The following is a 19809-nucleotide window of genomic DNA, read 5'->3' as shown; positions in this document are numbered from 1 at the left end:
GGCTGCTGCGGATCACAGGTCGGGCAAGACCTTGCCGGGATTGAGAATGCCGTTGGGATCGAGTGCGGCCTTGATCGCGCGCATCGTGGCAAGTGCGACCGGGTCCTTATGCGCCGCCATCGCCGGGCGCTTCGACAGCCCGATGCCATGCTCGGCCGAAAAGCTGCCGCCAAGCGCGATCACTTCCGCCTCGACCGCCTCCTGAATGGCACGGCACAGCGCCGGATCATCGCGCGAGGGCCAGCCCACGTAATGCAGGTTGCCATCGCCCAGATGCGCCACGCCGGTATTTTCGACACCCGGATCAATCGCGCGGCTCACGGTCTCGATCCTTTCCAAAAGCACCTCCATCCGGTCCGTCGCGACGGCGATGTCGTTCTCCACCACCGGGCTGCGCATCCGCAGGATCTGCGCCGAGGCCTCACGCCGCGCCCATATCTCGGCCCGTTGCGCCGCGTTCTGCGCCACGGTGGCATCGAGCACCTCGCCCGCCTCATATCCGGCGGCCAGCACCGCCTCCAACTGCGTCACGACGGGCAGTTCCCCATCCGCGCCCGGTGTCACGTCACGTGGCGCGCGCGCGCCCAGTTCTACCAGCACGTTCACCGCGTGACGCTCGGCAAAAGGCGGGCGGATGTCGGGAAAGCGCTGCAGGAGCGCGTCCAGAAAGCTGCGCGGCATGTATTCGAAGGCCTCGACTGCGCCGCCGGTGTCGTCCTGCAAGCGGTTGAGCAGCTGGAGCGCGACGCCGACCGAGGGCACCGCCACCATCGCCGTGGCATGGGCGCGCACGCGCGGGAAAAGCTTGAACACGGCGGCGGTGATGATGCCGAGCGTGCCTTCGGCCCCGATCATCAGGTGGCGCAAATCATAGCCCGCGTTGTTCTTGTGCAGCGCGCTCATCAGGTTCATCACCTCGCCCGTTGGCGTGACCACCTCCAGCCCCAGGCACAGATCGCGGGTATTGCCATAGCGCAGCACATTCGCGCCGCCCGCATTGGTCGAGAGCACGCCCCCCACCATGGCCGATCCGCGCGCGCCGAAGCTGAGCGGGAAAAGCAGGTCATGCGCCTCGGCGGCGTGTTGGAGTGCCTCGACGATCACCCCCGCCTCGACCACAGCGATGCGCGCCTCGGGCCGGATCTCGCGGATCGCGTTCAACCGCGCCAGCGACAGCATCAGCGTGCCATTCGCGTGCGTGGCCTTGACAAGATTCGTGTTCCCCGAGACCGGCACCACCGGCAGGCCGCAGCCATTGGCGAGCCGCAGGATGGCGGCCACCTCCTGCGCATCGGCGGGTTGCAGCACGGCGCGCGGCTGCCATTCCGTATGCCCGGCCCAATCGCGTGACCAGGGGGGCATATCGGTGCCGGTTAGCACATGGCGGGCGCCAATCAGGCTGCGCAATTCTTCGAGGGCGGGATCGCTCGTGCGTGTCATGCGCCGATACTGCGGCAAAGCCCGGGCCGCCACAAGTTCGGCAAACGTGGGCATTTTCCACCTTGACGCCCCGGCGCGCCTATCCTAACTACCGCCATGGTTTGGCGGAGTAGCTCAGTTGGTTAGAGCAGCGGAATCATAATCCGCGTGTCGGGGGTTCAAGTCCCTCCTCCGCTACCAAATTTTCCCAGTTTTTGAGCGACTTCCTCCTATGTGGGCCTGAGTTGACGTCTTTGGAAAGCTTCTTTGGGTGGCACTGGGGTGGCAGTCCCCTTGGACGAAGCTCCCGGGTGTGGACACCCTCCCTGCATAGAGCATTTTGTCCGACGCAATTAAATTTCTAGATTGAAATCTTAGTGTTATCGTTCGCCGAATACGTTGGGTTCCGCGCATTCGTAAATGTTCCTACCTCCTTCTTGTGTATAAAGCGAAGTGACTTCATCGCGTTTAACTACCGCTCTGGGAATCTCGGCACATCACACTTGGCCTGATATAGACAACCGCCTGTCCCGCTAAGCGTCTGGTTTGTCAGGCAGGTCAAAGTCGTCTTTTTGCTAGAATTTGCATATTTTTACACGTGTTTGCACACGGCCCTGAAATGCAGGCGTTAAAGTCACTCTATCTCTGGCTGCAACAGCACTCGAATTCTTCGACGGAACAAGGGGCGTAATATGAGCATCCAGTTTTTCTCTCCTCGCGGCGCGGATGGACGCAACATGCGTATCCCGAGCGCCTATAGGCGTTCGGTGAAATGGCTGCCGCAGATCGGGGATATATTTCCAAATTTTGCCGTAGATACCACTCAAGGTGCGTTGGACCTTTGGGATTGGTCCGCGGGTAGTTGGACGTTCCTGTTCAGCCATCCGGCTGCGAGTACTCCTGTGTGCACAACTGAACTCGGTGCGATCTCCGGAAACAAGGACGACTTCAATGCTCTTGGCGTCAAGGCACTCGGTCTGACAGGCTCCACGATTCAAGAGCAGCTCGACTGGCACAAGGAAATAGAGGCGTTTTTTGACACGGAGGTCTGGTTTCCGACGGCCGCCGACCCCGAAGGACGACTCGCCGCTCTGTTCGGAATGCGCCATGATGAGGAACACAAGACATGGCCTATTCGAAAGTCTTTCATACTCGATCCACAGATGCGCATACGGATGATTTTCGAATACCCGATCTTCATCGGGCGCAGTATCGAGGAAACCCTGCGGGTGGTCGAAGCCCTGCAGCTTCGCGACCGGACAGGTGCCGCGACGCCTGCAGACTGGCAGGAACTCGACCCCGTCATCATACCCGATAGCAGATGCGAACTTGACGTTATGCGCGACTTTGGTGTGGGGTCTCATTATCTGCTGCCCTACCTCCGTGTGGTCCAGGGTGATGCGCAGGGCTGCAGGCTCACTCCCGTCCCGCTGCAGGTCGTACCATCAGGTAGCGCTTGCCCGATCGAACAAGCCGATCAACAATGACAGCGCCTCGGCGACTGAAATCACCTTGTCGCGTTCTGCCTGATCGGGGTGGCCAAAGGGCCGTCGGGTTGCACGACCCGGTTTGGTCATCCCAAAGCAAGGGTCACGACTCTGTCAGCAACCGGCCAAGGGTGGCAATCTCGGCGTCTGATGATCGCAATGGCCAGAAGTTCCGAAACTGGGTATCTCAGGAGGCGTTCGAAGTTGATTTCTCTTCGGACCTCGGTCCCCTGCTTGCGATGATCGGCGATACGCCGCATAGGTGGTCTACGCTAATTCTCGATGTGGCCAACCTTCATGAGCTCGGCAATGTCGCGGCCATTGTCGAGATGCATCGCCACATTTTTATGAGACTCTTCATCATCTTCCTTTGCAATCGACATGAGCAAGACATAATCAACGGTGACACGACGGGCGCGCCCACGTGGAACAGACCGATAGGTGCCGGGCCCGGCTTGTCGGGCTCTGGCAACGCGACACCGTTTCAGACCGTGAACGTGACGATCACGCAGCCGCTGTCATTCTCGGCAGAGACGACAGTAGCCGGTTTCGACACTTATCTGCACCTCTACCAGACCGGCTTTGACCCCAATGCGCAGCTGACGAACCTTGTCGCGGGCGACGATGATGGCGGGGCGGGCTTTTTGTCTTTGATCAACGCGGCCAGTGACGGGCCCTTCACGCCCGGGCAGTATATTGTCGTGGTTAGCGGCTTCAGCAATGGCTCTTTCGGCACTTATACGCTGGAGATCAACGGGGCGATTCTCGGGTTTACAGGGTCGCTGCTCGACGAATTGGAAGCGACGGCGGGCACGCTCGCGCGTCTGACCACCCGCCAGAGCTTTGGCAACACGCGTAGCGGCGCGCAGAACAGTTTTGCAACCCGTGACCTGCAATCGCCGCTCGGCTTTGGCGGAAATGCCGAAGGCGCGCCGGTCGTATCGTCGAAAAACGGCCCACTGATGGGCAGCCTTTATGTGTGGGGCGAATTCTCGGGCTTTCGTGCGGACCACAAGGGCAGCAAGAGCCCGCGCCAATTCCTGAGCACGGGCCTTCAGGTCGGTGCCGACGTCGCGCTCGACGACAATTTCGTCGCGGGCCTCTCTGCCGGATACAACGACCTGGAAGAGCGCAGCACAAACATCGAAACCGAGGGCGATTTCTTCTACGTTCAGCCCTATCTCGGCTATCGCCGCGGGGCATGGTCGGCAGAGGCGTCGCTGATGTACGGCGAAGCCGACTATGACCAGATCAGCATCGGCGGCAAGGGCACGGCGGACAGTGATGTCTGGGCCATCGGCCTGTCAGTCGCGCGCGATCTCGAGATGAGCAATTCGATCACGCTGACCCCGATGGCCTCTGCCCGCTACGGTGAAGAGGATATCACCGGCAAATCCGGAACGCTTGCCGGGGCAGGCTCGACAACGGTCGATTTCAGCGAATACTCGGTCGGCGCACGCTGGACCCGGACCACACAGAACGGAGTGAACTACATCGGTCTGCATGCCGACTACGTTGACAGCAGCGCGCCGCAGGCGCTGGCCGGGGGCGGTTTCGACCCCGAAGGCCTGAGCGGGCGCGTGGAATTCGGCGGCGGCGTTCGAGTGACTGCGAACAGCGACCTGAGCATGGGCTTTCAGATCGGCGGTATCGGCTCGGATCTTCCGGATTATGCCGCGCAGGTGCGTTACGGCATGAATTTCTGAGCGCCTGACGCCATCGTAAACAGCACGGGCGGAGACAGCGATGTCTCTGCCCTTTTTTCATGTCATCCGGGCCATGATCCGTCGCCCGGCAGGCCGCAATCGGCTCAGGACTTGCCCTGTTCCAGTGCGTCTATCCGGGCCTTGAGCGCCTCGTTTTCCTCACGGGCCTTTTGCGCCATGGCGCGCACCGCGTCGAATTCCTCGCGGGTGACGAAATCGCGATCGGCGAGCCAGCGGTCGATCATCGACTTCATCGCTGTCTCGGCCTCGTCCTTGGCCCCTTGGGCCACGCCCATGGCATTGGTCATCAACTGGCTGATATCGTCGAGCATCTTGTTTCGGGTCTGCATGGCATGTGCCTCCGGCGTTACATCTCATCCCCATATATGGCCCGAGGGCGGTCGATCACAAGGTTGACTTTCCCCGCAGCACAAAGGCACAGAGACACCCATGCAGGCCATGATCCCCTTCCCCGATATCGCGCCGGAGATCTTCTCGATCTCGCTCTTCGGCATGGAGTTCGCGCTGCGCTGGTATGCGCTGGCCTATATCGTCGGGATCGTCATTGGCTGGCGCATTGTGGTGGCCAGCGTCCGGCGACCGGCGCTCTGGCCCGATAACACCGCGCCGACGGATGCACGCGCGGTCGAGGATCTGCTGACATGGGTGATCCTCGGTGTGATCCTGGGTGGCAGGCTGGGGTATGTGCTGTTTTACCAGCCCTCCTATTACCTCGCCAATCCGGGAGAGATCCTCGCTGTCTGGCAGGGCGGCATGGCGTTTCACGGCGGGCTGATGGGTGTCGTGCTGGCGGTGGTGGTGTTCTCGGCGCGGCGCGGCATTCGCTGGCTGTCGGTGGCGGATGTGCTCTGCATGGTGACGCCGGTTGGTCTGTTGCTGGGACGAATCGCCAATTTCGTCAACGCAGAACTCTGGGGGCGGCCCACCGACCTACCCTGGGGCGTGGTCTTTCCAAGTGCCGCGGCACAGGATTGCCCTGACATACTAGGCCTCTGCGCGCGCCACCCCTCGCAGCTTTACGAGGCGGCACTCGAAGGGCTGATCCTCGGGGCGGTGTTGCTATGGCTGGGCTGGCGGCGCGGCGCGCTGAAAACCCCTGGCACGCTGACAGGGCTATTCTTTGCAGGCTATGGTGCGGCGCGGTTCTTGGTGGAATTCGTGCGCCAACCCGACGCGCAATTCGTCAGCGACGGCAATCCACTGGGGCTGGCGTGGCATGTGGCGGGCTATGGCCTGACCATGGGGCAAATCCTGTCGCTGCCGATGATCGTCTTCGGCATCGGCATGATCCTCTGGGCGCGCAGGGCCCGCCCTTCGTGACGGCGCTCGGGCGTCATATCACCGCGCGGATCACCGCCACCGGGCCGATCACGTTGGCCGATTACATGGCGACCTGCCTTATGCATCCCGAGATGGGCTATTACGCCACGCGCGATCCGTTGGGGGCAGCGGGCGATTTCACCACAGCGCCGGAGATCAGCCAGATGTTCGGTGAATTGCTGGGGCTGTGCCTGGCGCAGACATGGCTCGATCAGGGGCGGCCCGCGCCCTTTGCCTTGGCTGAACTCGGGCCGGGACGTGGCACGCTTATGGCCGATATCCTGCGCGCCACCAAGGGCGTTCCGGGGTTCCACGCAGGCGCGCAGGTGCATCTGCTAGAGACCTCCCCCACCCTGCGCGAGAAACAGGCGGAGAGCATTCACCATGAGAGCGTGACATGGCACGAGAGGGTCGAGGACTTGCCCGACCTGCCGCTCTTTCTGGTGGCGAACGAGTTTTTCGATGCCCTGCCGATCCGGCAATTCCAGCGGCAGGGCGCAGCCTGGCACGAGCGGGTCGTGTGGCTGCGCGAGGGCGCACTGACCTTCGGCCTCGGCGGGCCGGTAACGCCGCCCGATCTGGCGCATCGGCTGGCGGACACGCAAGACGGCGACATCGTCGAAACCTGCGCCCCGGGCCGCGCCACAGCCCAAGAGATCGGCACCCGGATCGAGGCGCGCGGCGGTGCTGCACTGATCGTCGATTATGGCGACTGGCGCTCGCTCGGCGATACGTTTCAGGCGGTGCAGGACCACGCCCCGACCGATCCACTGGCCGCACCCGGCGAGGCCGACCTGACCGCGCATGTGGATTTCGAGGCGCTGGCCGGGGCCGCCCCCTGCGCGCATGCCCGCCTCATCCCGCAGGGCACGCTACTGTTTCGTTTGGGCATCGAGCCGCGCAAGGAGGCGCTGGCGCGCAATCTGAGCGGCACCGCGCGCGACAGCCACCTGGCGGCATTTCAACGCTTGACCGGCCCCGAGGAAATGGGGAGGCTCTTCAAGGTGCTCGCCCTGCATCCAAAGGCCCTGCCACCCCCGCCCGGATTTGACCCATGACGCTTGAAATCCTGACCTCGGACAGCCTCGCGCCCTTGCGCCACGGGTTCTTTACCCGGAGGGGCGGGGCATCGTCGGGTGTGTTCGCGGGGCTCAATTGCGGGCCGGGATCATCGGATCAATCCGAGATCGTGACGATCAACCGCGCCCGCGTGGCCCAGGCGATGGCGGTGCAGCCTGCGCAGCTCGTGACGGTGCATCAGGTACATTCGGCGGATGTGGTGACGGTCGATGGCCCGTTGGCCGAGCGACCCCGCGCCGACGCGATGGTGACGGCGACCCCCGGCGTGGCGCTTGGCGTGCTGACGGCGGATTGCCAACCGGTTCTATTCGCCGATGCGCGGGCCGGGGTGATCGGTGCCGCGCATGCGGGCTGGCGCGGCGCGCTCGACGGGGTGCTGGAGGCGACGGTCACGGCGATGGAGGGGCTGGGTGCCGCGCGCGACAGGATCACCGCCGTGATCGGCCCCTCGATCAGCCAGGCGGCCTACGAGGTGGGGCCTGAGTTCCTTGAGGATTTCATGGCCGAAGACCCCGCCTATAGCCGGTTTTTCGCCTCAGGAGAAAACGGGCGCTATCAGTTCGATCTACCCGGTTTCGGGCTGCATTGCCTGCGCCGCGCGGGCGTGGGCGAGGCGGAATGGACGCGGCATTGCACCTATGCCGACCCCGCGCGGTTCTATTCCTACCGCCGCGCCACCCATGCGGGCGAGGCCGATTACGGGCGCCTGATCTCGGTGATCCGGCTTTAGGGGTCGCCCCGCCCTGAAGGACGGGGCAAGCGACATCCCTCAGCTGTGGATCGGGCCGTCGCCGCAGGCGAGGGCGGCTTCGCGCACGGCCTCGGAATAGGTGGGGTGTGCGTGGCACGTCAGGGCCAGATCCTCGGCGGCGGCACCGAATTCCATCGCGACGCAGATCTCGTGGATCAGATCACCCGCCATAGGCCCGATGATATGCGCGCCCAAAATGCGGTCGGTCTCCTTGTCGGCAAGGATCTTGACGAACCCCTCGCCCGCGAAATTCGCCTTGGCGCGGCCGTTGCCCATGAAGGAGAACTTGCCGACCTTGTAGGCACGTCCTTGATCTTTCAGGTTTTCTTCGGTTTCGCCGACATTCGCGACCTCCGGATGCGTGTAGATCACGCCGGGGATGACGCCATAGTTCACATGGCCATGCTGACCGGCCAGAACGCAGGCGACGGCCATGCCTTCATCCTCGGCCTTGTGGGCGAGCATGGGCCCCTCAATGGCGTCGCCGATGGCGTAGACGCCCTTGACGGAGGTCTGCCAGTGGTCGTCGGTCTTGATCTGGCCGCGCTCTGTCATCTCGACGCCCAGGCTGTCGAGGCCGAGGCCATCGACATAGGGTTTGCGGCCCGTGGCGACGAGGACCACATCGGCGTCAAGCTGGTGTTCGCTGTCGTCCTTGCGCAGTTTGTAGTTGACCTTGGCCTTGGTCTTGAGCGCGTCGACAGATTGCACGGCGGCGCCCATGACGAACTTAATTCCCTGTTTTTTCAGGATTTTCTGGAAGTTCTTTTGCACCTCGCCATCCATGCCGGGGGTGATCGCGTCGAGATATTCGACCACCGTCACCTCCGAGCCGAGCCGGGCATAGACCGAGCCCATCTCGAGCCCGATGACGCCCGCGCCGATCACCACCATGGTCTTGGGGACCTTGGGCAATTCCAGCGCGCCGGTGGAGGTGACGACCACCTTTTCGTCGATCTCGACACCCGGCAGGCTGCTGGATTCAGAGCCCGATGCGATGATGAGATGCTTGGCCTCGTGGGTCTCGTCACCGACCTTGACGCGGCCCGCCTCGGGGATCGAGCCCCAGCCCTTGAGCCAGTCTATCTTGTTCTTCTTGAAGAGAAATTCGATGCCCTTGGTGTTCTGTCCGATGACGTCATCCTTGTAGGCGAGCATCTGTTTCCAGTCGACCGAAGGCGACTTGCCCTTGAGGCCCATCTTGGCGAAATTATGCTCGGCCTCGTGCAGCATGTGGCTGGCGTGCAAGAGCGCCTTGGAGGGGATGCAGCCGACGTTGAGGCAGGTGCCGCCCAGGGTTTCGCGGCCCTCGACCACGGCGGTTTTCAGGCCCAGCTGGGCGCAGCGGATGGCGCAGACATAGCCGCCGGGGCCGGAGCCGATGATGATCACGTCATAGGATGCCATGGGTCAGAGTCCTTTCGTTTTTGCGCGTCGGTATCGCGTCGGTATTCTGTCGGTATCGCGTCGGTGGGGTTTGGGGGCGCTGCCCCCGTCGCGCGATGCGCGACTCCCCCGGAGTATTTTGGGCAAGATGAAGCATCAGACGAGCGCCGCCAAGAGCATGAGCAGGGTGGCGAGGAAGCCCACCGCCCAGATCAGTGAGCGCCACGGGCGCAGGCCGAGGTAGTAGGCCGGGATATAGACCACGCGGGCGGCGAGGTAGGTCCAGGCGCAGGCGGCGGTGAATGGGGTGGACTGATCGGAGAGCGTGATGGTGACGCAGGCGATGGTGAAGAGGATCAGCCCTTCGAAATGATTGCTCAGCGCCCGGCCCAGACGGGCGGTGCCGTCGGACATCGGTTTTGACGGTTCGCGGTCGCGCGCCGACATGGTGTAGCCGGGGCCAAGTTCGAGATTGGCCGGGACCGCGTAGAGCAGGTATTGGATGGCCTGTAGCAGGGCGGCGAGGGTGAGGGTGAGGAGTTCAGGGGTCATGTTGTCTCCAACAAATGATGGGCGGAGGGGCCGTGACCGAGACCGGATTCCTTTTCGACCCAGGCCTTTGCGCGCTCGGAGTCGTTCACATCTAAAAGAACCCAATGCGCGCCCGTGCCCTCGCGCCACATCTGAAGCTGGGTGAGCCCGGCGTTGGCGCGGTCCTCGGCGCGGGCGTCGTGGGTTTTCTGATCGAAGCTGTCGTAGCGGAGGAGGAGTTGGGTGGTCATTTCATCACTTCAAGTGTTTCTCGCGCCTGCGCAATCGCATCATCCACGGAGCGGCCCTCCTCATGTTCCTCAACGATCCGTTGCAGCACGGCGCGCAGGTGGGCGGCTTCGCCGGGGGCGGCGGGGCGGGCGCGGGCGAAGAACTCCGCGTCTAGGTGCGGGTTTTCGTCAATTCCTTCGGGTGGCTTGGCGCGGGCGGTCATGGAGTTTCCCTCCGGTGGGTGTGGTGGTGGGTTTGAAACCCACCCTACGGCCAAGCGGTAGGGTGGGGTTTCGCCCCACCTGTTACAGATCCATCAGCAATCGCCGGGGGTCTTCGAGCGCCTCTTTGACGCGGACGAGGAAGGTTACCGCGCCCTTGCCGTCGACGATGCGGTGATCGTAGCTGAGGGCGAGGTACATCATCGGCCGGGCCTTGATCTCGCCGTTGACGACCATCGGGCGCTGCTGGATCTTGTGCATGCCGAGGATGCCCGATTGCGGCGGGTTGAGGATCGGTGAGGACATCAGCGAGCCGTAGACGCCGCCGTTGGAGATGGTGAACGTGCCGCCCTGCATTTCGGCCATGGAGAGCTTGCCGTCGCGGGCGCGGGCACCCTTTTCGGCGATGGCCTTTTCGATGGCGGCAAAGCCCATCTGGTCGGCGTCGCGGATCACCGGCACGACGAGGCCGGTGGGGGTGCCCGCCGCGATGCCGATATGCACGAAGTTCTTGTAGACGATATCGGTGCCGTCGATCTCTGCATTGACCTCGGGCACTTCTTTCAGGGCGTGGCAGCAGGCCTTGGTGAAGAAGGACATGAAGCCGAGTTTCACGCCGTGCTTCTTGTTGAACTCGTCCTTGTACTCATTGCGCAGGGCCATCACCTCGGTCATGTCCACCTCGTTATAGGTGGTGAGCATGGCGGCGGTGTTCTGGCTGTCCTTGAGACGGCGGGCGATGGTCTGGCGCAGGCGGGTCATCTTGACCCGTTCCTCGCGCTCGGCATCCTCGGCCGGGCTGGCCGCGCGCGGGGCCTGTGCCGGGGTCGAGGACGCGGCGGGGGCCTGCGTGGCGGCGGCAGCGGCCTTGGCCACGTCGTCCTTCATCACGCGGCCATCGCGGCCCGAGCCCTGCACCTGATCGCGGCTGACGCCCTTTTCGGCCATTGCCTTTTTTGCCGAGGGGGCATCTTCGACATCCTTGCCGGAGGCGGCGGGTTTGTCGTCGCTGGCCTCATCGGCGGGCTCGGGGCGTTTTTGCGGCTCGATCGTGCCATCGGCGGAGCCGGAGAGGATGGCAAGCTTGCCACCGGCCTGCACCGTGTCGCCCTCTTGCGCGAGGATTTCGCAAAGCGTGCCTGCGGCGGGGGCGGGCACCTCGACCGAGACCTTGTCGGTCTCCAGCTCGCAGAGCATCTCGTCCTGTGCCACGCTGTCGCCGACCTTTTTGAACCAGGTCGAGACGGTGGCCTCGGAGACAGATTCGCCAAGCGTCGGGACCATCACGTCGGTGTTGCCCTTGTCGCCATTGCTGCCCGAGGCGGCCTGTGCGGTCTTGGCCTTGTCGTCCTTGGCCTCTTTCGCCGGGGCGGATTTCGACTTGCTGGCTTCGCCCTCGGTGATGGTGGCGAGGAGCGCATCGACGCCCACGGTCTCGCCCTCGGCGGCAACGATCTCGCCCATGGTGCCGGCGGCGGGGCTGGGCACCTCGACGGTCACCTTGTCGGTTTCCAGCTCGCACAGCATCTCATCCGCGGCGACGGGATCGCCGGGCTTCTTGAACCATGTGGCCACGGTCGCCTCGGAGACGGATTCGCCAAGGGTGGGGACACGAACTTCGGTGCTCATCACTTATTTCCCTTCGATGGTCAGCGCGGCATCCACCAGCGCCTCTTGTTGGTCTTTGTGCTGCTTGGCCAGGCCCGTGGCGGGCGAGGCGGCGGCGGCGCGGCCCGCGTATTGGGGCCGCTTGTGCTTGGCCTTGATGCGCGTGAGCACCCATTCGATATTCGGCTCGATGAAGGACCACGCGCCCTGGTTCTTGGGCTCTTCCTGACACCAGACCATTTCGGCCTGCTTGAAGCGCTCCAGCTCCTTGACCAGGGACATGGCGGGGAACGGGTAGAACTGTTCGACGCGCATCAGGTAGACATCGTCGATGCCGCGCTTGTCGCGCTCTTCCAGCAGGTCGTAATAGACCTTGCCGGAGCACATGACGACGCGGCGGATCTTCTTGTCGGGGGCAAGTTCGGTGTCGGAATTGCCATATTGTGCATCGTCCCAGAGCACCCGGTGGAAGGAGGAGCCGGTGGTGAATTCCTCGGTCCTGGAGACCGCCATCTTGTGCCGCAGCAGCGATTTCGGGGTCATCAGGATGAGCGGCTTGCGGAAGGTGCGGTGCAGCTGGCGACGCAGTATGTGGAAGTAGTTCGCGGGCGTGGTGCAGTTGGCCACGATCCAGTTGTCGCCGCCGCACATCGTCAGGAACCGTTCAAGACGGGCGGAGGAGTGTTCGGGCCCCTGCCCTTCATAGCCATGCGGCAGCAGGCAGACGAGGCCGGACATGCGCAGCCATTTGCTCTCGCCCGAGGAGATGAACTGATCGAACATGATCTGCGCGCCGTTGGCGAAATCGCCGAACTGCGCCTCCCACAGAGTGAGGGCGTTGGGCTCGGCGAGGCTGAAGCCATACTCGAACCCGAGCACGGCGTATTCCGAGAGCATCGAGTCGATGACCTCGTATTGCGCCTGCCCCTCGCGGATGTGGTTGAGCGGGAAGTAGCGGTCTTCGTTGTCCTGATTGATCAGGCCGGAATGGCGCTGGCTGAAGGTGCCGCGCGTGCTGTCCTGCCCCGACAGGCGCACCGGGTAGCCCTCGGTGAGCAGCGAGCCGAAGGCGATCGCCTCGGCGGTGGCCCAATCGAAGCCGGTGCCGGATTTGAACATCTCGGCCTTGGTTTCGAGCAGGCGCGAGACGGTCTTGTGCAGGGTAAAGTCCTCGGGCGCGGTGGTCAGGGCGCGGCCGATTTCCTTGAAGGTTTCGGGTTTGACCGCGGTTTCGCCGCGCTGGTAATCCTCGTCCTTGCGGTCGAGATGGGACCATTTGCCATCGAGCCAGTCGGCCTTGTTGGGGCGGTAGTCCTTGCCCGCTTCGAACTCGTCGGCGAGATGCGACTGGAACGCCGCCTTCATGTCCTCGATCTCGCCCTCGGGGATGAGACCGTCCTTGACCAGACGTTCGGTATAGAGGGCGAGCGTGGTCTTCTGCTGCTTGATCTTCTTGTACATCAGGGGGTTGGTGAACATCGGCTCGTCCCCCTCGTTATGGCCGAAGCGGCGATAGCAGATGATGTCGATCACCACGTCCTTGTGGAACTTCTGGCGGAATTCGGTGGCGACCTTGGCGGCATGCACCACCGCCTCGGGGTCGTCGCCGTTGACGTGAAAGATCGGCGCCTCGACCATCAGCGCGATATCCGTGGGATAGGGCGAGGAGCGGCTGAAATGCGGCGCGGTGGTGAACCCGATCTGGTTGTTGACCACGATATGCATGGTGCCGCCGGTCTTGTGCCCCTTGAGGCCCGAGAGGCCAAAGCCCTCGGCCACCACGCCCTGTCCGGCAAAGGCCGCGTCGCCATGCAGCAGGATGCCCATGACCTTGGTGCGGTCCGCGTTGCCAAGCTGATCCTGCTTGGCGCGGACCTTGCCCAGAACGACGGGGTTCACGGCCTCGAGGTGGCTGGGGTTGGCGGTGAGCGACAGGTGCACCTTGTTGCCGTCAAACTCGCGGTCATGGCTGGCGCCAAGGTGGTATTTCACGTCGCCCGAGCCGTCGACCTCATCGGGCTTGAAGCTGCCGCCCTGAAACTCGTTGAAAATGGCGCGGTAGGGCTTGCCCATCACATTGGCCAGCACCGACAGGCGGCCCCGGTGAGGCATGCCGATCACGATCTCCTCGATGCCGAGATTGCCGCCGCGCTTGATGATCTGCTCCATCGCCGGGATGAGGCTTTCGCCGCCATCGAGACCGAAACGCTTGGTGCCCATGTATTTCACATGCAGGTATTTCTCGAAGCCCTCGGCCTCCACGAGCTTGTTGAGGATCGCCTTGCGCCCGTTGCGGGTAAAGCTGATTTCCTTGTCATAGCCCTCGATCCGCTCCTTGAGCCAGGACGATTGCTCGGGGTCGGAGATGTGCATGTATTGCAGCGCGAAGGTGCCGCAATAGGTGCGTTTGACGATGGCGAGGATCTCGCGCAGGCTCGCGACCTGAAGGCCGAGCACGTTGTCGATGAAGATCGGCCGGTCCATGTCGGACTCGGTGAAGCCGTAGGATTTCGGATCCAGTTCCGGGCGGTGGCCGTGATCGCGCAGGCCGAGCGGGTCAAGCTCTGCGATGAGGTGGCCCCGGATGCGGTAGGCGCGAATGAGCATCAGCGCGCGCACGCTATCGAGCACGGCGCGCTGGATCGCCTCGTCGGTGACCTCGACGCCTTTCTCGGAGGCCTTGGCGGCGATCTTCTTGCCTGCGTCCTTGAGTTCCGCCTCGGCGGGCCATTCGCCGGTCAGCGCGGCGGTGAGGTCATCCGAGGGCATCGGCGGCCAGTCGGCGCGCGCCCAGGAGGGGCCTGCGGCCTCGGCCTTCACGTCGTCATCGCCGTCGCCGAGCGCGTCGAAAAAGCCGCGCCACGCCTCGTCCACCGCATTCGGATCGCTCGCGTAGCGGGCGTAAAGCTGCTCGAGATACTCGGCATTGTGCCCCTGCATGAAGCTGGAAGCGTGGAAAAGATCATTAGGACTCTGGTCCGTCATTTGTGGTCCTCCCGACCGGTCGCGATGAAGCCTCGGGAAAGAGGCCCGTGTGCCGGGCCCCTGTCGCGCTGCTTCGTCTGAAGGGTTGGGGCCGGGCGGGGAAGGCTTTTGCAAAAGCCTTCCCAAGCGGTTTCGAAACCGCTTGGACGCCGCTTGCAAGCGGCGTTCTGGTCCGCCCGGCCGATTGGCATCAGCCGATCGCCTTGAGCACGGCCTCGCCCAAGCCAGCAGGGCTGTCGGCGACGACGATTCCGGCGGCTTTCATCGCCTCGATCTTGTCGTCGGCGCCGCCCTTGCCGCCCGCCACGATGGCACCGGCATGGCCCATGCGGCGGCCCGGGGGGGCGGTGCGCCCCGCGATGAAACCGGCGGTGGGTTTCCAGCGGCCGCGCTTTTTCTCGTCGGCGAGGAACTGTGCGGCGTCTTCTTCGGCGGAACCGCCGATCTCGCCGATCATGATGATCGATTCCGTCTCGTCATCGGCGAGGAACCATTCCAGCACGTCGATATGCTCGGTGCCCTTGATCGGGTCGCCGCCGATGCCGACGCAGGTGGATTGGCCGAGGCCCACATCGGTGGTCTGCTTGACCGCCTCGTAGGTCAGCGTGCCGGAGCGCGAGACCACGCCGCAGGAGCCGCGCTTGTGGATATGGCCGGGCATGATGCCGATCTTGCAGGCATCGGGGGTGATGATGCCGGGGCAGTTCGGGCCGATGAGCTTGGAGGTGGAGCCCTCCAGCGCGCGCTTGACGCGCATCATGTCCAAGACCGGGATGCCTTCGGTGATGCAGACAATGAGTTCCATCTCGGCGTCGATCGCTTCGAGGATACTGTCGGCGGCGAAGGGCGGGGGCACGTAGATGACGGAGGCGTTGGCCCCGGTCTCGTGGCGCGCTTCGTGCACCGAGTTGAAGACGGGCAGGTCGAGATGCGTCGCGCCGCCCTTGCCGGGGGTGACGCCGCCGACCATCTTGGTGCCATAGGCGATGGCCTGTTCAGAGTGGAATGTGCCCTGCGAGCCGGTGAGGCCCTGACAGATGACTTTTGTATTTTCGTCTACGAGGACTGCCATGTTTTGGCTCCTATGATACTTTTTGGTTCAACGGACCGCCTAGGATTAAATCCCGTGCGCTCCCGTACTTTAGGTATGTGTGTGCCAGACTTGCCAAGTGTACGCACTTTCTCGGGTAGCGGTCAGTTTCAAACATGAGCCCTTTGACGAGCTTACCCGAAGCGGATTTGAAGGTTGGATGCTCTTGCTCGATGTATTCGGAATAGAGGTAATGCGAATGGATGATCCCATGCAAAACTCTAAGCAAGTTGGTTTCCAACGGATAGGTCGGTTTGTATTCCTTATCCATCAGTTCAATCTCAATGCTTGAGGCCTCTGGGTGGGAGTCTGCCAGGAATCTACGAGCATTGATTGCAAACTGAATTGCCGTATCGACAATGTCTTGGTCTGCAAGAACGAACAAATGGGATTCGTCATCGGGAAACAGCGTTTCGGCAAATGCGATAAGCCGAAACGCTAGTGTTTCTGCGCGACGAGCAGAAGAAACCGTCATCAGCCCTTAACCGCTTTCACGATCTTTTCGGCGCCGTCCTTGAGGTCGTCGGCGGCGATCACGTCGAGGCCGGAGGTGGAGATGATCTCCTTGCCCTTCTCGACATTGGTGCCTTCGAGACGCACCACCAGCGGCACCTTGAGACCGACCTCTTTCACTGCAGCGATCACACCCTCGGCGATGACGTCGCAGCGCATGATGCCGCCGAATATGTTGACGAGGATGCCTTTGACCTGCGGGTCGGAGGTGATGATCTTGAACGCCTCGGTGACCTTTTCCTTGGTCGCGCCGCCGCCCACGTCGAGGAAGTTGGCAGGCTCTGCGCCGTAGAGCTTGATGATGTCCATGGTGGCCATCGCCAGACCCGCGCCGTTGACCATGCAGCCGATCTCGCCATCCAGCGCGATGTAGTTGAGGTCGTATTTCGAGGCTTCGAGTTCCTTGGAATCCTCTTCGGTGGTGTCGCGCAGCTCGGCGATATCCGAGTGGCGATACATGGCGTTCGAGTCAAAGCTCATCTTGGCGTCGAGACATTTCAGATCGCCCTTGTCGGTGACGATCAGGGGGTTGATCTCGAGCATCTCCATGTCTTTTTCGATGAACATCTTGTAGAGCGTGCCCATCAGCGCCACGCATTGCTTGATCTGCGCACCGGTGAGGCCGAGGTTGAAGGCGATGCGGCGGCCGTGGAACGGTTGATAGCCGGTGGCGGGGTCAACCGAGAAGCTGAGGATCTTTTCAGGCGTGGAGGCGGCGACCTCCTCGATATCCATGCCGCCCTCGGTGGAGGCGACGAAGCTGACGCGGGAGGTCACGCGGTCGACCAGCAGGGCGAGATACATTTCGGTCTCGATGCCGGAGCCGTCCTCGATATAGATGCGGTTGACCTGCTTGCCGGGCGCGCCGGTCTGCTTGGTCACGAGGGTGCGGCCAAGCATGCGCTTGGCCTCGTCGGCGGCCTCTTCCACGGATTTCGCGAGGCGCACACCGCCTGCGTCACCGGCGCCGGCCTCCTTGAACTTGCCCTTTCCGCGCCCGCCGGCGTGGATCTGCGCCTTTACCACCCAGAGCGGTCCGTCGAGCGCGCCCGCGGCCGTCTTGGCCTCTTCGGCGCGCAGAACCACGCGGCCATCCGACACCGGGGCGCCGTAGGAGCGAAGCAATGCCTTCGCCTGATACTCATGGATATTCATGAAACTGTCCCGTTTTGCTGCGATCAGGACAGGTATAGACATAGAATGGCACCCGCCTTAAACGCTTTTTTGCGGTTTCGGGCCATTTCGGGTGCATAAAGGGATTTTGTGATCACGCGGCCAAAACGTGTGATCACAAATTAGCCGTGCTTAAAATCCTAACAGAAACGAATCGAGGCTCTTCGGAGCGCGCTGTTTGCATTCCGTTACAGATTTACTTTCCAATAGGTAGTTTTCCAAAGTCAGTATGCACCTCAAGACTGCACGACGCCGCAGAATCGAGGTCGAATCAAGGCAAAAACAGTCTGTTTCTGGCAAGTTTGACAAAATTGAGACAGAGATCCGGCTGATTCATGTTAATTTCTTTGTACACATTTTGTTGATCGGGTGAATGCGTCGGCGAACATCCTCGTGGGGGCGAGGAAAGGCGACAATTGGTGACACTCGGGTCGCAAAACCACGATTAGGGGAGATTAAGACATGACATTCAGGTTTAAGACTGCGGTCGGTGGGCTGTTGCTCAGCAACGGCAGGTTCGGCGGGAACGATTAGTTTCTTTGATATAGCCGGTGGTGCAGGGTTCACAGATTCCACAAACACAGCCCGGTCCGGCGGCGAGGCAGACTGGAACACCCGCGTTGGGGCCGGGGTCGGGGTGCTCGACACCTCAACCGGTATCAGCGTCGTGGGCAGCGCGTCGCGCAGCGACGCAGGAAGCGCGCTGGCATATTTCGACGGCGGTGCCGGTCTGGGCGTTTGCAGTATCGTTACGACTTCGGGGCAGTGCAACCCTCCCAACGACGACAACGTCGGAGCCATCGGTGGCTCGGCTAATGCCGGTGATGGATCATACGAGGAGTTGACCTTGACCTTCAGCAGTTCGGTCAATCTCGAAAGCGTGACCTTCCGCGCTGAAGGTCACGGGCTGTTTGGTGGCTCGGTCAAGATAAATGGCACGGATACCACGATCACGGGTGGACTGTTCGACACGGTTCTGACCGGCACTGTGTTCAACTTCCAGTACCTGCCTGTAGCCCAGAATCAGAACCCGACCAACGAATTCTACATCGACTCGGTGCAGATCTCGGCGGTGCCCGTCCCTGCTGCAGGCCTCCTGCTTCTGACCGCCCTCGGCGGGCTGGGACTGGCGCGGCGGCGGCGGCGCGCAGCCTGACATTTGTCTAGGTACAGCAAAAAGGCCGTCCCGAGTGATCGGGGCGGCCTTTTCGTTTCCATCTTAGCGAGGCCGGATCAGGCGAGCGAGCCGTCGATTTCCTTGCAGGCCGAGACGAGGCCTTTGACGGCGTCGACGGATTTGTCGAACATCTCCTGCTCGTCCTTGTTGAGCGAGATGTTGACGATGCGCTCGATGCCGCCCGCGCCGATCACGGTGGGCACGCCGACATACATGCCCTTCACGCCCAGTTCGCCATCGCACCAGGCGGCACAGGGCAGGACGCGTTTCTGATCCTTGAGATAGGCCTCTGCCATCTCGATCGCCGAGGTGGCGGGGGCGTAGAAGGCCGAGCCGGTCTTGAGCAGGCCGACGATTTCGGCACCGCCGTCACGGGTGCGCTGCAGGATCGCGTCGAGTTTTTCCTGCGTGGTCCAGCCCATCTTGATCAGGTCCGGGAGCGGGATGCCCGCCACGGTGGAATAGCGCACGCAGGGCACCATCGTATCGCCATGCCCGCCCAGAACGAAGGCGCTGACATCCTTCATCGAGACGTTGAACTCGACGCTGAGGAAGTGGCGGAAGCGGGCAGAGTCGAGCACGCCGGCCATGCCGCAGACCTTGTTCGCGGGAAGGCCTGAGAATTTCTGCAGGGCCCAGACCATCGCGTCGAGCGGGTTGGTAATGCAGATGACAAAGGCGTCAGGCGCGTTGGCGGCGATGCCCTCGCCCACCGATTTCATGACCTTGAGGTTGATGCCCAGAAGGTCATCGCGGCTCATGCCCGGCTTGCGCGGGACACCGGCGGTGACGATGCAGACATCCGCGCCCGCGATATCCTCGTAGGACTGCGTGCCCTTGAGGGCCGCGTCGAACCCTTCGGAAGGGCCGGATTCCGCGATGTCGAGCGCCTTGCCCTCGGGGGTGCCTTCGGCGATGTCGAAAAGCACGATATCGCCCAGTTCCTTGAGCGCGGCGAGATGGGCGAGGGTGCCGCCGATCTGTCCGGCGCCGATCAGCGCAATCTTGGGTCTGGCCATTGGATAGTCTCCATCGGTTGAAAAGTTGCGCTTGGGCGTAGTCGGATTTTTGGCTTCATGCAAGGGTGCTGCGCTGCGGCAAATGCGGGGG

18 protein-coding genes and 1 tRNA gene are annotated in these 19809 nt (G+C 62.6%); 7 read left to right on the top strand and 12 right to left on the bottom strand.

Annotation, left to right across the window (positions count from 1 at the left end; translation table 11 throughout):
• Window positions 1–12: 12 nt before the first annotated feature.
• A complete protein-coding gene (locus PVU19_RS03620; RefSeq protein ID WP_050663169.1) occupies window positions 13–1440 on the bottom strand; it encodes an FAD-binding oxidoreductase in 1428 nt (475 codons plus the stop codon).
• Window positions 1441–1543: 103 nt separating this feature from the next.
• On the opposite strand from PVU19_RS03620, the gene PVU19_RS03615 reads away from it, so the two are divergent.
• The 3 genes from PVU19_RS03615 (at window position 1544) to PVU19_RS03605 (ending at window position 4612) form a co-directional block, all read left to right on the top strand.
• Window positions 1544–1620 (top strand) — tRNA-Met (locus tag PVU19_RS03615).
• A gap of 491 nt (window positions 1621–2111) precedes the next feature.
• Complete coding sequence (locus PVU19_RS03610) at window positions 2112–2906, top strand: redoxin domain-containing protein (protein ID WP_082237678.1); 795 nt, start codon at window positions 2112–2114, stop codon at window positions 2904–2906.
• 491 nt (window positions 2907–3397) lie between these two features.
• Window positions 3398–4612, top strand: coding sequence for an autotransporter outer membrane beta-barrel domain-containing protein (locus PVU19_RS03605; RefSeq protein WP_050663168.1), 1215 nt, complete (start codon window positions 3398–3400; stop codon window positions 4610–4612).
• A gap of 104 nt (window positions 4613–4716) precedes the next feature.
• On the opposite strand, the gene PVU19_RS03600 is transcribed toward PVU19_RS03605, so the two are convergent.
• Entirely contained in the window at window positions 4717–4962 is a 246-nt protein-coding gene (locus tag PVU19_RS03600) for an accessory factor UbiK family protein (protein ID WP_050663167.1), read from the bottom strand.
• A gap of 100 nt (window positions 4963–5062) precedes the next feature.
• On the opposite strand from PVU19_RS03600, the gene lgt reads away from it, so the two are divergent.
• Genes lgt through pgeF form a run of 3 tightly spaced genes read left to right on the top strand, consistent with a single transcriptional unit; the run spans window position 5063 to window position 7763 of the window.
• Window positions 5063–5953 (top strand): prolipoprotein diacylglyceryl transferase, encoded by an 891-nt coding sequence (lgt, locus tag PVU19_RS03595; protein ID WP_050663166.1) that lies wholly within the window; start codon window positions 5063–5065, stop codon window positions 5951–5953.
• The gene (locus tag PVU19_RS03590; protein ID WP_050663165.1) at window positions 5950–7011 is read left to right on the top strand and encodes a class I SAM-dependent methyltransferase; all 1062 of its coding nucleotides are present in this window, start codon (window positions 5950–5952) and stop codon (window positions 7009–7011) included. Before lgt ends, PVU19_RS03590 begins: the two co-directional genes overlap by 4 nt.
• Window positions 7008–7763, top strand: coding sequence for a peptidoglycan editing factor PgeF (pgeF, locus tag PVU19_RS03585; RefSeq protein ID WP_050663164.1), 756 nt, complete (start codon window positions 7008–7010; stop codon window positions 7761–7763). Before PVU19_RS03590 ends, pgeF begins: the two co-directional genes overlap by 4 nt.
• 39 nt (window positions 7764–7802) lie before the next feature.
• On the opposite strand, the gene lpdA is transcribed toward pgeF, so the two are convergent.
• The 9 genes from lpdA to sucC form a co-directional block, all read right to left on the bottom strand.
• A complete protein-coding gene (lpdA, locus tag PVU19_RS03580; RefSeq protein WP_050663163.1) occupies window positions 7803–9191 on the bottom strand; it encodes a dihydrolipoyl dehydrogenase in 1389 nt (462 codons plus the stop codon).
• A gap of 135 nt (window positions 9192–9326) precedes the next feature.
• Window positions 9327–9722, bottom strand: a complete 396-nt coding sequence (locus tag PVU19_RS03575) for an MAPEG family protein (protein ID WP_050663162.1) — start codon at window positions 9720–9722, stop codon at window positions 9327–9329.
• On the bottom strand, window positions 9719–9952 hold the full coding sequence (locus tag PVU19_RS03570; RefSeq protein ID WP_050663161.1) for a hypothetical protein: 234 nt from the start codon (window positions 9950–9952) through the stop codon (window positions 9719–9721). The genes PVU19_RS03575 and PVU19_RS03570 overlap by 4 nt, the downstream gene beginning before the upstream one ends.
• Entirely contained in the window at window positions 9949–10155 is a 207-nt protein-coding gene (locus PVU19_RS03565) for a hypothetical protein (RefSeq protein ID WP_050663160.1), read from the bottom strand. Before PVU19_RS03565 ends, PVU19_RS03570 begins: the two co-directional genes overlap by 4 nt.
• An 82-nt stretch (window positions 10156–10237) precedes the next feature.
• The gene (gene odhB, locus PVU19_RS03560; protein ID WP_050663159.1) at window positions 10238–11782 is read right to left on the bottom strand and encodes a 2-oxoglutarate dehydrogenase complex dihydrolipoyllysine-residue succinyltransferase; all 1545 of its coding nucleotides are present in this window, start codon (window positions 11780–11782) and stop codon (window positions 10238–10240) included.
• Between the two features lie 3 nt (window positions 11783–11785).
• Window positions 11786–14746 carry a 2-oxoglutarate dehydrogenase E1 component gene (locus PVU19_RS03555; protein ID WP_050663158.1) on the bottom strand — a complete coding sequence of 987 codons (2961 nt, stop codon included), beginning with the start codon at window positions 14744–14746 and terminating at the stop codon, window positions 11786–11788.
• A 190-nt stretch (window positions 14747–14936) separates the two neighbouring features.
• Entirely contained in the window at window positions 14937–15818 is an 882-nt protein-coding gene (sucD, locus tag PVU19_RS03550) for a succinate--CoA ligase subunit alpha (RefSeq protein WP_050663157.1), read from the bottom strand.
• Between the two features lie 10 nt (window positions 15819–15828).
• Entirely contained in the window at window positions 15829–16311 is a 483-nt protein-coding gene (locus PVU19_RS03545) for a hypothetical protein (RefSeq protein ID WP_152911649.1), read from the bottom strand.
• Window positions 16311–17504 (bottom strand): ADP-forming succinate--CoA ligase subunit beta, encoded by a 1194-nt coding sequence (gene sucC / locus PVU19_RS03540; RefSeq protein ID WP_050663155.1) that lies wholly within the window; start codon window positions 17502–17504, stop codon window positions 16311–16313. The genes PVU19_RS03545 and sucC overlap by 1 nt, the downstream gene beginning before the upstream one ends.
• 655 nt (window positions 17505–18159) lie before the next feature.
• Here sucC and PVU19_RS03535 point away from each other — a divergent pair.
• Window positions 18160–18678, top strand: a complete 519-nt coding sequence (locus PVU19_RS03535) for a VPLPA-CTERM sorting domain-containing protein (protein ID WP_160316368.1) — start codon at window positions 18160–18162, stop codon at window positions 18676–18678.
• A 77-nt stretch (window positions 18679–18755) separates the two neighbouring features.
• Here the strand turns inward: PVU19_RS03535 and mdh are convergent, their stop codons facing one another.
• Window positions 18756–19718, bottom strand: a complete 963-nt coding sequence (gene mdh / locus PVU19_RS03530) for a malate dehydrogenase (protein ID WP_050663153.1) — start codon at window positions 19716–19718, stop codon at window positions 18756–18758.
• Window positions 19719–19809 lie beyond the last annotated feature (91 nt).

Source organism: Roseovarius tolerans, assembly GCF_028885395.1.
GTDB classification, from domain to species: Bacteria; Pseudomonadota; Alphaproteobacteria; order Rhodobacterales; family Rhodobacteraceae; genus Roseovarius; species Roseovarius tolerans.
The sequence above is the reverse complement of the archived record's forward strand: the minus strand, read 5'-3'. Positions and strand labels throughout refer to the sequence as shown.